The organism is Desulfurella multipotens (genome assembly GCF_900101285.1).
Taxonomy (GTDB): Bacteria; Campylobacterota_A; Desulfurellia; order Desulfurellales; family Desulfurellaceae; genus Desulfurella; species Desulfurella acetivorans.
The window spans coordinates 38,304-53,189 of record NZ_FMYU01000012.1 but is presented as its reverse complement, the minus strand read 5'-3'; the positions used below and the strand labels follow the sequence as shown (position 1 = coordinate 53,189).

Here is a 14,886-nt window from a genome sequence, read left to right as displayed (position 1 = left end):
ACCAGGTAGCCAAGATAAAAGAACAGATAAAGTCTTATGAAAATCAATTAAAAAGCTTAAAAAACCAGATAAACATAGCCCAAAACAACCTAAAACATACAAACATAATAGCCCCTGTAGATGGTATTGTAACTCAAAAAAACATAGAGGTTGGTCAGTATGTTCAGCCAGGTCAAACACTACTTATGGTAGTACCTCTAAAGCCTGCATGGATTAATGCAAACTTCAAGGAAACACAGATACACAGAATAAAAATAGGTGATAAAGCAACAGTAACCATAGATGCCTACCCAGGTGTAGAATTTAAAGGCTACGTAAAAGACATAGATGCAGGAACAGGTGATAGGTTTTCACTACTACCACCACAGAATGCTTCTGGAAACTACATAAAGATAGTCCAGAGGGTACCAGTAAGAATAGAGCTCTACCCATATGACTACAAAAAATATCCCCTAAGGGTTGGTTTAAACTGTGAAGTTACAGTGCATGTTAAACACTAAGGGGCTATAGATGGCACAACAGAAAGTAAACCCATACTTAATAGCTCTTACGGTTATGATACCAACCTTTATGGTGCTTATGGATACATCCATTGTTAGTGTAGCTTTACCGTATATTGCAGGACCATTATCTGTTACATCAGATGATGCAGCCTGGACATTAACAGTCTATATTGCAGCCAATGCAATAATTCTGCCCGTTACAGGCTTTTTTTCTCAAAAGTTTGGTAGAAAAAAATTTTTTCTTTTTAATGTTATTGCTTTTACTGTATCTTCATTTTTATGCGGTATTGCTCCAAATCTAGACCTTTTGCTATTATTTAGAGCGCTTCAAGGTTTTAGTGGTGGCACACTTCAGCCATTATCTCAGGCAATACTTATGGAGAGTTTTCCTATTGAAAAACGCACGCAAGCAATGAGCATTTTTTCTATAGGTGTTGTATTTGCACCAATTTTGGGACCTTTGCTTGGAGGCTATATTGTAAATAATTATGATTGGCGCTGGATGTTTTTAATCAATGTGCCATTTGGCATTCTTTCTACCATAATGATAATTTTATTTATATTTGATCCGGATTATGCTAAAGCTAAGAAAGAATTAAAAATAGACTATACTGCCTTAAGTTTTTTAGTACTTGGCATTGGCTCACTGCAAACAATGTTAGATAGAGGCCAGGAGTATGATTGGTTTAATTCTAATTTTATTGTGGTGCTTGGATTGATGAGTTTCTTTTTTATATCAATGTTTTTAATTAAAAATTACTTTTCAAAAACACCGCTTATTAGAATGTATTTGCTAAAAGATAAAAATTATGCATTTAGCGCAATTGCAATGTTTTTTCTGGGTTTTTTGTTTTTTACCACAGTAGCTTTACTGCCAAATTTAGTACAAACATTGCTAAAGTATGATGCCTACACTGCAGGTCTTATAATGATGCCAGGTGGTATTGCAAGCCTGGTTGTAATTGTTATTCTTGGACGGTTTTCTACTAAAATTAATCAAAAGATAGCTATTTTTATAGGTAGTCTGATTGTGTTTTATGCGCTTTATTTAATGGAGCAGATAAACCTAAGCGCATCGCCGTACTTTATAACACTTGGGAGAGTTATAATAGGCTTTGGCTTGCCTTTGATTTTTATACCTATAAATGTGCTTGCATTTAATTTTTTAAAAAAGGAAGATATAAATGAAGCAAGCAGCGTTATTAACTTTACAAGGAATATAGGAGGAAGCTTTGGAATATCGTTTATGATCGATACACTTGTGCAAAGAAGATGGGAATTTCACAGAGATACACTGGTATCACACATAAATAGTGCTAATCCAATTTTTAATAGTCTATTTGAAAAAATGAGACTTTACCTGGTGGATAGGGGATTTTCTTTTGCAGACTCATACCACAAAGCTATTGCTTTGGCAAATAATACACTCAATGCGCAAAGTTTGATAATGTCATACCAGGATGCATTTCATGTGATGATGTGGATGTCTTTGATATTTATAGTATTTTTACCATTTATTAAACGTGTAAAAAATAAGGCCACCACTTCAGTTAATCTTGATATGTAGCAAATAAACTTAAAACTTTAACAATGTAAATGTCAAAATAGTTTGATAAATTTTTTTATTGGTATATAATAGCAGTAAATTTTTTTGGAGGAAGATGAATGTTAGGTTTTTTTAGAAAGCACAAAAAATATTTTTTTGTAGTGCTTGTTCTTGCTACGCTAAGTTTTATTGCAGGGGGTGCATACCTTTATGTAGCAGGCCCATTTAAAATGGGTCAAGATGTTGCAATTAAAGTAGGTTCTACAAAAATATCCACGCAAGAGTATTTAAACACATATAATCAACTTTATAGTTTTTACTCTAATTTGCTTGCCCAGATGAAAGGTGGTAATGTTACAGAGCAAGATATCAAAAACCTTCATTTGAAACAAAAAACAGCTGATTTATTAATCGATAGAGCATTGTTATTGCAAGAAGCGAAAAGGGAAGGCATAAAAGTAACGAAAGAAGATATACAAAAAAGTATAGAAAAAAATCCAGTATTTGCAGAAAATGGAAAATTTTCCAAAGATAAATATTTGCTTGTTTTAAGGGAAAATCATTTAAAGCCTGCCGAATTTGAAGCATCTATAAAAAATGATTTGTATATAGAAAAACTAAAAGATTCGATGGCAAAAAAAATCAATATTACTGATCAAATGGCAAAAAAATATTTTATAGATAATTTTTCTAATATAAAATTATCTTATGTGGATTTTGATGCAAATGCTTTTGCACAAAAAGTAACCTATAATGATGCTGACTTAAAGAATTATTATAATAAAAACAAGCAGGAGTTTACAGAACCGGCTAAAGTAGATATAAAATATGCTGCAATTGATATAACTTATCTTGCACCAAAAGAAAAGGTTACAGACCAGGAAATGAAGAGTTTTTATGATACGCATCAGCAAAGTTTTCAGACACCACCACTGTATAAAATTGCTCATATTTTAATTAAGCCAAATGCAAATTCAAAAGAAGATTTAAAAGCAACACAAGCCAAGGCAGAAGAAATTTATAAAAAATTAACTCCAGATAATTTTGAACAAATGGCACAAAAATATTCAGATGATCCCTACTCAAAACCAAAAGGAGGCGTACTTGGTTGGTTGTATCAAAGTATGTTTAAACCAGATAGTGAATTTGCAAAAGTAGCTTTTAGTCTAAAAAAAGGTGAAATTTCCAAACCTTTCAAAACGCAACTTGGCTATGAAATAGTTTATGTTATGGATACGAAACCTTCAAAAACAATTAGTTTTGATGAAGCAAAACCATATATAAAACAAGTATTGCAAATGCAAAAAGCACAGGATAACTTATTCAGAGAAAGCAAAAGAATAGCTTTAATGATTAAAAATCCTGCAGATTTTGATAAAATTTGTAAACAAGAAGGCTTAAAAGTACACCAGACAGGGTTGGTAGCAATAGATTCTAATGTATTACCTCAAAATATTCTTCAGAAAGCTTATGAATCTACAACAAATACATTACTCGGTCCCGATGAAGTTAAAGTAAACAATAATACTGCTTACATAATTTATGAAACTACAGAAAAGAAAAACCCATACTTACCAGATTTTGATAAAGTAAAAGACAAAGTTATAAAAGCTTACATTAAATATAAAGCTAAAGAGCTAGCAAAAGATGCATTTTTAAAAGCTTTAGCTGAAAAACCACTTAATTTAGAGAAGATAGCGTCTGAGTATAATTTAAAAATTCAAACAACTCCAATGTTTTCAAAAATGAACCCAGACCCTAATTTTGCCTGTTTTAATAATGCAGAAAATATCGATTTTATTTTCAAGCAAAATAAAGGTTTTGTAGGTAGCTGCAGCGCAAATTCGGATAATTATATTTACCAGATTGCCGACAAAAAAGCAGATATGAATCTTTATGAGCAATATAAAAATCAGCTTAAAGCTCAAATAAAAGATCAAGAAGTTAGCAAAGCTCTTGAAAATTTATTAAAGACTCTAAAAGCAAATACAAAAATTGTAATAAATCCCCAAATTGTAAATGAAAGTGCAAATCAATAAGATAATTGAGATACTTAAAGAAATTTACCCTTCCTTGCAAGAGCCTATTGTTACAGAGGTTGCAAGAGAGGGTAACCCTTTTTTTGTTTTGATTTCTACTATACTGAGTTTGCGCACAAAAGATAAAACAACAAAAGAAGCTACTCAAAAACTATTAAGTGTAGCAAAAACGCCAAATGAAATGCTCAAATTAACGCAAGAGCAAATTGCAAAACTTATTTATCCGGTAGGCTTTTATAATGTCAAAGCAAAAAACATACTCGAAGTATGCAAAATTCTGGTAGAAAAGTACGACTCTAAAGTGCCAGATAGTATTGATGATTTGCTTAGTTTACCTAATGTAGGAAGAAAAACGGCAAATCTTGTTTTATCAAAAGGTTTTAATATTCCTGCAATTTGTGTGGATATTCATGTTCATAGAATTTCTAATAGATTAGGTATTGTAAAGACAAAAACACCAGTTCAAACAGAATTTGAACTTATGAAAGTGTTGCCAAAACAGTACTGGATTGAGTATAACGATTTGCTTGTGCCTTTTGGTCAAAATATATGCACGCCAATATCGCCATTTTGTTCAAAGTGCAAGTTAAGTTTTATATGTCCTAAAATTGGCGTTAAAAGCTCCAGATGAGTTACATTGAAACGCTTAAAAATTGTGCTAAAGATAAAAAAAGAGGCTCGCTTGATATAGCATTAGATATTATTGAAGCAAGTTTTGCGCTTGCAAACTTAAATGAAAACAAAAAACTAATTGTATTATTGAAAGAAATAATAAAAAAGCAGCCTTCGATGGCTCTTGTTATAAATGTGTGTTTTAAAATAATAGATTTGTTAAAAAAAGATGAAATCCAAAAGATAGCTTTTTTAAAACAAGATTTACTTGACTTTATACAAAAATCTACACTAAAAGCCTCAAAATTTTTAGATGGAAAATCTATATGTACAATTTCTTACTCAAAAGAGGTTTTTTTAAGTATTGCAAAATCTTTGTGCAAAACTGTTTATATTGGTATAGGTCATCCAAAAAAGGAAGGTGAAGCTTTTGCTTTAGATTTGAAAAAAATCGGTAAGAATGTTGTGGTATTTGAAGATAATAATTACTTATTTGGTGCCAAAATGTGCGATGTATTTTTAAGTGGTGCAGATGCCTTGTTTGATGATTTTTTTGTAAATAAATCGCAAACCTTTTGTTTATGTTTGCTTGCAAGATACTTTAAAAAGCCTTTTTATGTAATAGCAAACAAATACAAATATTTACCAGATAAGCTAAAAAATTACTATAAAATTTTACAAATGCCAAAATCTGAGGTTACAAAAAAAGATTTAGATACATATAATGTATATTTTGAAGAAATACCTTTAGAATTTGTTACTTTAATAGGGGGTTAAAATTGGAGTTTTTATTTGGACCGGTGCCATCAAGAAGGTTAGGTTTAAGCCTTGGGATAAATATAATACCTCACAAAACCTGCAATTATAATTGTGTGTATTGTGAAGTAGGAAAAACCACTAATTTGACAAACAAAAGGCAATCGTTTTACAATATTGAAGATATAAAAAAAGATTTTGTTGAGCATGTAGATAAAGTAGGAAAATTTGATTTTATAACTTTTTCTGGTAGTGGCGAACCTACTTTAAACAAAGATTTAGGGGAGCTTATAAAGTTTGTAAAAAGCTTTAATAAAGCAAAAATTGCTGTTTTGACAAACGGTAGTTTGCTTTATGATCAGGAAGTAAGGCGAGAGCTTTATGAAGCCGATGTTGTAATACCAAGTTTGGATGCAGCCATAGAATCCACTTTTAAACGCATCAATCAACCACATAAAGAACTTAACTTAAAAAATATTATAGAAGGTTTAAAATTGTTTACGCAAGAATTTAGCGGGGAAGTGTGGCTTGAAATTGTTTTCGCAAAAGGTATAAATGACAAGAAACAGGATATTGAAGCGCTAATTAAAGCTATTGAGTATATTAAGCCAAAAAAAGTACAAATTGGTACAATTGAAAGGCCTCCAGCGTTCAATGGTATACAAAAATTATCAAATGATGAGCTGATGAGTATTTATATGGCTTTGAAAGACTACAATGTTGAGCTTATAAAACCTTTTGCAGACAAAAATGTAAACTTTGATGAATTTTTAGAAAAATCTATAATAAAAATGATAAGCATAAGGCCATGTTCAATAGAAGAGCTTTCAGATGTATTTGATGCTAAAAATGAAGATGTTGATAATATAGTTACAAGGTTAATTAATGAAAAAAAAGCATTTAAAAAAACATTTGGCAATAAGGAATTTATAAGCGCGAGGAATTAATATTGAATCAAGCGAATGTAGATTATAAAAAAGAATCAAAAAAAGTAATAAATAAATTACTTATAGCTTCAACTTTTATAAATTTAGCACTAACAATCATTAAATATGTTCTAGGTAAATGGATTGGAAATGTTGCTTTACAGGCTGACGCACTTCACTCTAGTCTTGATGTGCTCTCCAGCGTTATTGTGTTTAGTGCGATGTTTTTTTCTTATATAAAAAGTGAAAAATTTCCATTTGGATTGTACAAATTAGAAAATATAGCATCGAGTTTTGTTTCTCTACTTATTATATTGACTGCATTTGAGATAGGCTATAGTCTATTTGAAAAACGAGAGCCAGTCCACACAAGTGTTTTAAACCAAATAATAGTTGCAATTGTACTATTTTTTATAGTTATTTTAATGTATTTATACAGTAAATATGAAAAAAAAATAGGTACACAATACTCATCAAGTGGTTTGGTTTCAGATGCCGAACATATTAAAAGTGATTTATTTTCAATTTTTATAATAATTTGTAGCATAATTTTTTCAATTTTTGGTTTGAATATAGATAAGTATGTAGCTATTGTAATTGTAGTTATGATACTGCATTCTGGTTTTGAATTGTTAAAAAATTCCACGCTTGCTTTGCTTGATATAAATGTTGATAAAAAGACAATAGAAGCTATAAAACAGGAAATTTCACAATTTGAACATGTAAATGAGATAACTTCCATTAAAGGTCGAAAAAGCGGACGCTTTATGCTTTTAGAAATTATTGTTAAGCTTGATATAGCAAGTTTTGAAGAAGCACATAAATTATCAAGCCAGATAGAACAGCGTATTTATGAAAAATTTCCAAATGTTGATAATGTTATAGTCCACTATGAACCAATTGAAAAAAAGATTGTAAAAATATGTATACCTCAAACAAAAAACGAGCAGATATCAGAAGATTTCAGCAATAGCAATTCTTTTTTGATTATAGATTATGATTTATCAAGAAAAAAAATTTTAAATAAACAGCAAAAACCAAATGATTTTTTAGAGTTAAAAGAAAAAAAAGGTATTCAGATTGCTTTATATTTAGTTAAAGAAGGCGTGGATATTATTGTAACCACAAAGCATATTGAAAATACTGGTCCATATTTTGTTTTTAAAACGCATAACAAAAAATTTTATGTAGTTGAGAATGTACAAATTGACAATCTGGAAGAATTATTAAAAAGCATTTCAAATAAAATATATGTTAAGCAAACAGGGGAGGAAACATAGGTATGATTATTATCGGGAGCGATCATGCGGGTTTTGCTATGAAAGAAGCTATTAAAGAATATTTAGCTGGTTTAAATTACCTTGTAGAAGATGTGGGCACATTTAATGAAGATTCAGTAGATTATCCCGATTTTGCAAAAAAAGTTGCAAAAAAGGTTCAAGATAGTGATAATCTAGGTATTCTTATCTGTGGAACAGGTATTGGTATGAGTATTAGTGCAAATCGTTTTGTGGGTGTAAGATGTGCATTGTGTCATGATGCTTATACAGCAGAATTTGCACGCAAACATAACAATGCAAATATTTTAGCTTTTGGAGGAAGGACTACAGGTCTTGAGATAGCAAAACAAATGGTGTATATTTTTTTAAACACGTCTTTTGAAGGCGGAAGGCATCAAAGGCGTGTAAATAAAATTGATACGGAAGGTGAAGAATGAATTTAAAAGACTCATTAAAAGATGCTGACATTGAACTTTTTGAGGCTATAGAACAGGAAAAACAAAGACAAAATTTTTCTCTTGAAATGATTGCAAGCGAAAATTTTGTTTCAAGAGCAGTTTTGGAGGCACAGGGTTCAGTTTTAACAAATAAATATGCTGAAGGTTATCCAGCAAAACGTTATTATGGTGGATGTGAATTTGTTGATATTGCAGAACAACTTGCAATTGATAGGGCAAAAAAATTATTTGGTGCAGAGTATGTAAATGTCCAACCACATTCTGGATCTCAGGCTAACATGGCAATCTATATGGCAGCTCTCCAGCCAGGCGATAGGGTACTTGGCATGGATTTAAGCAATGGTGGACATCTTACGCACGGCTCAAGGGTAAATTTTTCTGGAAAATTGTACCTTACATTTGGATATGGCGTAAATCCTGAAACTGGTAGAATTGATTATGATGAAGTAGCTCAAATAGTTGATGAGTTCAAACCAAAACTCATTGTGTGTGGTGCCAGTGCTTATCCAAGGGAAATTGACTTTAAGAAATTCAGGGAAATTGCAGATAGAGTAGAAGCTTATGTTTTAGCAGATATTGCGCATATAGCAGGTCTTGTTGTGGCTGGTTTACATCAAAGTCCAATTCCTTATTGTGAATTTGTTACCACAACAACACACAAAACTCTAAGGGGTCCAAGGGGTGGTATGATAATGTCAAAGGAATTTTTTGGAAAAGCCATTGATAAAACAATTTTCCCTGGTATTCAAGGTGGACCCTTAATGCATGTGATAGCAGCAAAAGCAGTTTGCTTTAAAGAGGCGTTAAGCCCAGAGTTTGTTGAGTATCAAAAGCAAATCGTAAGAAACGCTAAAAAACTTGCGCAAGTTTTGATGGAAAACGGCTTTAAGCTAGTATCGGGCGGTACGGATAATCACATGATACTGGTTGATCTTACAAATAAAAACATTACAGGAAAAGAGGCTGAAGAAGCGTTAGGTCAAGTAGGTATAACCGTAAATAAAAATACAATTCCTGGCGAAACAAAAAGTCCTTTTATTGCAAGTGGCATAAGGATTGGAACTCCAGCACTTACCACACGAGGTATGAAAGAACAGCAGATTGAAATCATAGGTCAGCTAATCACTGATACATTGAATAATATTGGCAATGAAAAAGTTTATAATAATATTAGACAAGAGGTGAAAAAACTCTGCGAAGAATTTCCTTTGCACTATTAATTTTGCTTTTTAGCTTTTTAATGCATATAAGCGCTTATGCCTTGAATATAGATTTAAGGAAGATTGGTGGTAAGGATTGTTTTGTGGTTTCAAACATTCAAGCTGAATATAAACTTGAAAAACAAAATGGTTTCTTAAAAATACAAATTTTAAACAAAAAAGCCAATACTCAGTTTTATAAAGCTTTAAATAATAAATTTTTTGATTTTGTAAGTCTTTTTAATGCTCAAAATAGTGTAAATATAATTTTTGGGGCAAAAAAAGGCTATGAGTTGCTTGCTAAAAAAGAAACAAATGCACTAATTATTGAACCAAAAGAGATACTTCAAGAAAATAAAGTTGAAAAAAAAGAAAATTACATTGACAATTCGCTTTTTAAAAAGCCTGAGTTTAAAATAAGCCTTATTCAAACAAAACCAACAATACAAAATGTGTTTTTTTCAGGTCTGGATGCATATTCACGACATGATTATAAATTAAGTATAGTGCAGTTTAGTAAATTGACTACAGATCCAAATAATCCCTTTTTTTTAAATGCACTTTACCTTCTTGCATCAAGTTATGAAAAAATGGGTGATTTTGAAAAAGCTATCAAAACTTACCGTGATATATTAAATTATTCTCTTGAGCTAGATGCCCCGGGGAAAATCCTTTATCAAATTGCGCAAATTTACAAAAAGCAAGGTGATAGCCGCTATATTGATACGCTTAAAAAAATTGTTGAAGAGTTTCCTTACAGCAACTATGCCGATAAAGCAAAATTTGAACTCGGCAACATTTTTTATGATGCAAAAAAATACAATCAGGCTATACTTTATTATACATCTATAACAAAAGAAAGTCCTTTGTATGAAATCGGTATGTTAAAAGCTGGCTATATTTTTTATTTAGAACAAAATTATCCTCAGGCAGCTTATCTGTTTTATTTAATAGATTTAAAGAATGTTGATGTGAAAGATAATGAAAAATATATTGCAAAAGCTGCTTATGTGTTTTGCAAAATGAAAGACTTTAAAAGCGCTGAGAATTTTTTAAGTTATATTCAAACTACTCAATCACCTGATTTTTACATTTCAAAGTCTGAGTGTTTGCTTTTGCAAAATAATCCAAATTTAGCTTTAAACACAATTTCACAGGCTATTAAAGTTTTTCCATTAAATAAGCAAATCCAAGAAGAAAAAACCAAAATTGATCTTTTAACACAAAAATTAAACGAACAGCAGCTTGAAAATATAATAAAGCAATATAAAAATAACGAAAAAATTACCCCACTTGCAATGTGGCATTTGGCTAAAGTTTATTACAATAAAAAAGAGTATGCTAAAGTACTGAATTTGTATGCAAAAACTCTCAGTTCAGCAAATGTAATGGATGAATTTCAAAACCTGGCTCAAGATAGTTTAAATATGTTTGCAGACCAAAGCGCTAAAAACTTTGATGAAAAATCAATGCATGAAGCATTGAGACTTTCTAATAAATTGAAGCTTAAATTAAATTCGTGTAGTTTGGCTAAAAGTTTTATGTTTATTGGGCAATATAAATTAGCTTTCGATTCTGTTGATAAAAATTCTTCCTGTTATAAGTTTATTAAAGCAAACTATGATATTCAAAAAGGTGATCTAAAAAGCGCGTTATCTGATTTGAATTCACTAAAAGACAAAGACTATCTAAATATTATTTACGGAAAGCTTTCTCATGCAAATGGAGAACTTAGCAAAGCTAAAATTTTCTTTGAAAAATGTGTAAATTCAAAGGATGAGCTTTTAAAACAATATGCGAAACTTAAATTATCAGAAATAAATATAGAAAAAAATATTCAAAACAAACCGATTGACAATAAAGAATTTAAAGGGCCATTTTTAACAGAAAGCTTATTTTTAAACGCTATGTATTATTTTAATAAAAAAGATTATGCCAATGCGATAAATTATTTTGAAAAAGTAGAAAATTACAAAAAATACAATGAACAGGCGCTTTTTTATGAAACATTATGCCTGATAAACTTAGGTAAAAAAGAGCTTGCATTAAAAAAGCTTGCAATTTTAGAAAAAAACTATCCAAACTCAACATTAACAAAAAAATTAAAGATTTTACTACAATGAATAAAAATTTGGAAAATTTAGAGTATATATTTGAAAAACTTATAGAAACGACTCAAAATTTAGAAAAATCGCATGAATTGCTAAAACAAAAAATTTCTTATTTAGAAGCTAAATTAGAAAATAATAGAAAATATTTGGAAAATATACTAAATAGCATCACAAATGGTGTATGTACAATTGACTTAAACCTTAAGATTAACTTTTTGAATCCTGCTGCAAAGAAAATTCTCAGTATTGAAGATTATCAAGATAAAAGTTTGAAAGATGTATTTAATATAGATACAAAAAATATTGATGAGGTATTGGATTATTTTAATAAGCGTGAAGTATATAATATTAAATTAGACTCGATTAATAATAGAAAATTAAAAATCAATGCTTCCGCTGTATACGATAAAGATTTAATAATTGGTGCGGTACTAGTATTTGAAGATATAACAAAGCTTGAAGCATTAGAACTTGAAAATAAGCAAAAAGAAAAACTTGCAACACTTGGTCAAATGGCAGCAAGTATCGCGCATGACATAAGAAACCCACTTGCAAGTATACAACTATTTGTTTCACTTCTTGAAGAAGATGAAAGTGATAAAAAGGAAATTATCAAAAACATAAATATAAATATTAAAAGAATAGATGAAATTATTACCAATACTTTACTTATATCAAAAAAAGTTATAGCTAAGAAAGAACAAATAAAACTAAACGAACTTATTGAACAAATAGAAAAAGAAGTAATAAATAAATTAGTTACATACAATGTAATATTTGTAAAAAATGTTCAACCTGTAACAGTAGTATCGGATGTAAATTTGCTAAGAAGCATAATTACAAATTTATTGACCAATGCCATAGAAGCTGCAAAAACATCTGTTGAGTTGTTTGTTAGTGTTTTTAATAATAAATTGGTAATTATTGTTAAAGATGATGGTTGTGCACTTAATGATACAAATACAATCTTTGAGCCTTTTTTTTCTGAAAAAAAATCTGGTGTTGGATTAGGCCTTTTTATTGTAAAAAAAGCCATAGAAGCTTTAGATGGCAAAATAAAGGTTTTTAATGTCAAAAAAACAATATTTATTGTGAAGATAAATGTCTAGTTTAATAAAATGGATGAAAATAATTTTTTATATGTTTTTTTATTATATTACACAAAAAGATATTAAAGTTGCAACTAAAATGTTCTCAAAAAAAGTAATTGAGATATGTAAAACTAAAATTATTTCAAATAAAGTTGATTATAATATAAAAAATTTTGTAATAATGGCCACACATAAGAGCTATTTTGATATTTTTTGTATTGAGGATTGTTTTAGTAATGTTAAAATTATCTGGTTTGCAAAAAAGGAATTATTTAAAATCCCAATTTTTGGACATATATTGAAAAAAACTGGAGCTGTATGCGTTGATAGGGGCTCTGTTTTGCACTCAGCTTTGATGATTAGAGGATTTTTTAAGGATAAAAAAAACGATGTTGCTTTTGCAATTTTTCCATACGGAACAAGAAAACACACTAAGGCTTTTAAAAGTGGTGGGATTTATTTTGCAAAAAAACTCAAATTACCTATAATTCCAGTAAAGATAGAAGGCAGCGAAAATGTTATGCCCCCTGGAAAAATAACTATACAAGAAAATCAAAAGGTTAATGTCAAAATTTATGATAAAATTAACCCAGATTTAGAGGTTGATAAAATAGAATCTACATTGAAAAAACTTATATGAAAAAGCTGTTTTTTTTGGTTATTTTTTTGGTTAGCTTTTATATGCAAAGTTGTTCTTATATTCCATTTGTAAGCTCAACGCCTTCTATACACCCTATGAGATCTGTTAATGTTGGGTATACAGAGGAAGGGTTAGCATCGTGGTATGGACCACAATTTCAAGGTCAATTAACTGCAAGCGGTGAAATATTTGATATGTATAAATTAACAGCGGCAAGCAGGACGTTGCCCTTGAATGTTTATGTGAGAGTTACAAATTTAGACAATAATCGCTCAACCGTTGTAAAGATAAATGATAGGGGTCCATTTGTTCATGGAAGAATAATTGATTTATCTTATGAGGCGGCCAAACAACTTGGTATGTTGCAAGCGGGGGTTGTTCCTGTAAAAATTACTGTTGTGTCTCCTAATTATTATGTGCTTGCAGCAAATGAAAAATTTACAATACAGGTTGGGGCATTTACCGATTTTAAAAATGCTTTTGATTACAGAAACTATCTATCTCGCTATTTTGATCTAGTTTATATAAGTAGTTTTTATACAGGAAGAGAAACTTATTATAGAGTAAGAGTTGGTATATTTGATAGTCAGCAACAAGCGCAAATGTATGCTCAAAACGTAGTAAGTTCCATAGTTAAGGATTATTTTATAGTAGCAAAAGATTAATTATTTTTCTAAAAAGTAGACTCTTCGTTTTGCTCAGGATGATATATTAATTACAACTATTTCAGATTTAGAAAAGATTCTAAATGGTGGTCCCCATGTACCAGCACCACTGCTTACAATTAAATGCGAACCATTTATTTTAAAGTATCCAAAATCTCTATTGCGATAAAATGCTTTTGTTATAAGTGTAAATGGAAACATTTGACCAGCATGCGTATGTCCGCATAAAGCCAAATCAAATAAATTAAAATCTTTTTCTTTTATTAATGGTCTGTGTTTGACAAAAATAATAAATGTTTTTTTGTCGCAATTGTTTAAAATATCGGAGTTTTCTTTATCTGTTATAGTTTCATCATCTATGCCTGCTATGCTTAAGAAGTTATTGATTTTAATACATTTGTTTCTCAAGAGAAAAAAACCAACTTTTTCAAGCTGTGTTTGGCATCTATCTACACCTCTATAAAACTCATGGTTGCCAAGTACTGCAAATTTACGCATGGGAGCTTCAATTGTTTTTAGTGGTTCAAGGTTATGTTCTATGCCATCAATTGATGAATCAATAACATCTCCATCTGCTATTACAATATCTGGTTTTAAATTGTTTATTGTTTTTGAGACTTTATTAACATATTTATTATTTATCATAAGTCCGGCATGTAAATCGGAAAAAAATACAATACGTATAGGTTTTTGAATTTTTGTAGATTTTATTACTATTGTTCTAATATTTAACTTTTGAGCATTAATATATCCAAAACATAAAAAAGCTAAACTTAAAATACTTGCAAATGCAAAATTTATTTGTTTTACTAAAAAGGGTTTGTAAATAAAACCAAATAAAAATGCAACTAATGAAAAAAATACAAATAATATTAAAAAACCCATCCAGTAAAAACTGATATGCGCAAGAAAACTTGCAATTTGAGTTTCAAATTCTTCAATTTTTCTTATTATAAAAAGCGAGAATGTCATGTATATTAAAATTATAAAAATAACTGAGTTTATATAAGAATTTTTAAAAATTGAAGCAAAAAGCCAACCAAAATATACGTTAAATAAG

Annotated in this window: 13 protein-coding genes and 1 pseudogene; 13 read left to right on the top strand and 1 reads right to left on the bottom strand. The window is 29.9% G+C overall.

The genetic code is table 11. The features are described 5' to 3' along the window. The 13 genes and pseudogenes from BLQ93_RS08150 to BLQ93_RS08090 form a co-directional block, all read left to right on the top strand. Positions 1–500: pseudogene (locus tag BLQ93_RS08150) on the top strand (hypothetical protein); the annotation flags it as partial. 10 nt (positions 501–510) lie between these two features. Next, positions 511–2,070, top strand: a complete 1,560-nt coding sequence (locus tag BLQ93_RS08145; RefSeq protein ID WP_092129523.1) for a DHA2 family efflux MFS transporter permease subunit — start codon at positions 511–513, stop codon at positions 2,068–2,070. Between the two features lie 98 nt (positions 2,071–2,168). Then, positions 2,169–4,088: a peptidylprolyl isomerase gene (locus tag BLQ93_RS08140; RefSeq protein ID WP_092129521.1), complete on the top strand. Its 1,920-nt coding sequence runs from the start codon at positions 2,169–2,171 to the stop codon at positions 4,086–4,088. Beyond that, positions 4,069–4,719 (top strand): endonuclease III domain-containing protein, encoded by a 651-nt coding sequence (locus tag BLQ93_RS08135; protein WP_092129518.1) that lies wholly within the window; start codon positions 4,069–4,071, stop codon positions 4,717–4,719. Before BLQ93_RS08140 ends, BLQ93_RS08135 begins: the two co-directional genes overlap by 20 nt. Next, positions 4,716–5,477 carry a translation initiation factor eIF-2B alpha/beta/delta subunit family protein gene (locus BLQ93_RS08130; RefSeq protein WP_092129516.1) on the top strand — a complete coding sequence of 254 codons (762 nt, stop codon included), beginning with the start codon at positions 4,716–4,718 and terminating at the stop codon, positions 5,475–5,477. The genes BLQ93_RS08135 and BLQ93_RS08130 overlap by 4 nt, the downstream gene beginning before the upstream one ends. A 2-nt stretch (positions 5,478–5,479) precedes the next feature. Continuing rightward, on the top strand, positions 5,480–6,403 hold the full coding sequence (locus BLQ93_RS08125; protein WP_025391658.1) for a radical SAM protein: 924 nt from the start codon (positions 5,480–5,482) through the stop codon (positions 6,401–6,403). A 2-nt stretch (positions 6,404–6,405) separates the two neighbouring features. Next, entirely contained in the window at positions 6,406–7,662 is a 1,257-nt protein-coding gene (locus BLQ93_RS08120; RefSeq protein WP_143338724.1) for a cation diffusion facilitator family transporter, read from the top strand. 2 nt (positions 7,663–7,664) lie between these two features. Continuing rightward, positions 7,665–8,099: a ribose 5-phosphate isomerase B gene (gene rpiB, locus BLQ93_RS08115; RefSeq protein ID WP_025391660.1), complete on the top strand. Its 435-nt coding sequence runs from the start codon at positions 7,665–7,667 to the stop codon at positions 8,097–8,099. Further along, positions 8,096–9,340 carry a serine hydroxymethyltransferase gene (locus BLQ93_RS08110; RefSeq protein ID WP_025391661.1) on the top strand — a complete coding sequence of 415 codons (1,245 nt, stop codon included), beginning with the start codon at positions 8,096–8,098 and terminating at the stop codon, positions 9,338–9,340. Before rpiB ends, BLQ93_RS08110 begins: the two co-directional genes overlap by 4 nt. A gap of 20 nt (positions 9,341–9,360) precedes the next feature. Then, a complete protein-coding gene (locus BLQ93_RS08105; RefSeq protein WP_092129512.1) occupies positions 9,361–11,442 on the top strand; it encodes a tetratricopeptide repeat protein in 2,082 nt (693 codons plus the stop codon). Further along, on the top strand, positions 11,439–12,539 hold the full coding sequence (locus tag BLQ93_RS08100) for a sensor histidine kinase (RefSeq protein ID WP_025391663.1): 1,101 nt from the start codon (positions 11,439–11,441) through the stop codon (positions 12,537–12,539). The genes BLQ93_RS08105 and BLQ93_RS08100 overlap by 4 nt, the downstream gene beginning before the upstream one ends. Further along, entirely contained in the window at positions 12,532–13,161 is a 630-nt protein-coding gene (locus BLQ93_RS08095) for a lysophospholipid acyltransferase family protein (RefSeq protein WP_092129510.1), read from the top strand. Before BLQ93_RS08100 ends, BLQ93_RS08095 begins: the two co-directional genes overlap by 8 nt. After that, a complete protein-coding gene (locus BLQ93_RS08090; RefSeq protein ID WP_092129508.1) occupies positions 13,158–13,826 on the top strand; it encodes a septal ring lytic transglycosylase RlpA family protein in 669 nt (222 codons plus the stop codon). The genes BLQ93_RS08095 and BLQ93_RS08090 overlap by 4 nt, the downstream gene beginning before the upstream one ends. A gap of 33 nt (positions 13,827–13,859) precedes the next feature. Here BLQ93_RS08090 and BLQ93_RS08085 read toward each other — a convergent pair whose 3' ends face one another. Continuing rightward, a complete protein-coding gene (locus BLQ93_RS08085; protein ID WP_143338723.1) occupies positions 13,860–14,798 on the bottom strand; it encodes a metallophosphoesterase in 939 nt (312 codons plus the stop codon). Positions 14,799–14,886 lie beyond the last annotated feature (88 nt).

Coding starts and splice junctions, on each gene's coding strand:
- BLQ93_RS08085 (WP_143338723.1), bottom strand. CDS start 14,798: ATGACATTCTCGCTTTTTATAATAAGAAAAATTGAAGAATTTGAAACT.
- BLQ93_RS08105 (WP_092129512.1), top strand. CDS start 9,361: ATGCATATAAGCGCTTATGCCTTGAATATAGATTTAAGGAAGATTGGT.
- BLQ93_RS08090 (WP_092129508.1), top strand. CDS start 13,158: ATGAAAAAGCTGTTTTTTTTGGTTATTTTTTTGGTTAGCTTTTATATG.
- BLQ93_RS08100 (WP_025391663.1), top strand. CDS start 11,439: ATGAATAAAAATTTGGAAAATTTAGAGTATATATTTGAAAAACTTATA.
- BLQ93_RS08110 (WP_025391661.1), top strand. CDS start 8,096: ATGAATTTAAAAGACTCATTAAAAGATGCTGACATTGAACTTTTTGAG.
- BLQ93_RS08130 (WP_092129516.1), top strand. CDS start 4,716: ATGAGTTACATTGAAACGCTTAAAAATTGTGCTAAAGATAAAAAAAGA.
- BLQ93_RS08145 (WP_092129523.1), top strand. CDS start 511: ATGGCACAACAGAAAGTAAACCCATACTTAATAGCTCTTACGGTTATG.
- BLQ93_RS08095 (WP_092129510.1), top strand. CDS start 12,532: ATGTCTAGTTTAATAAAATGGATGAAAATAATTTTTTATATGTTTTTT.
- BLQ93_RS08135 (WP_092129518.1), top strand. CDS start 4,069: ATGAAAGTGCAAATCAATAAGATAATTGAGATACTTAAAGAAATTTAC.
- rpiB (WP_025391660.1), top strand. CDS start 7,665: ATGATTATTATCGGGAGCGATCATGCGGGTTTTGCTATGAAAGAAGCT.
- BLQ93_RS08140 (WP_092129521.1), top strand. CDS start 2,169: ATGTTAGGTTTTTTTAGAAAGCACAAAAAATATTTTTTTGTAGTGCTT.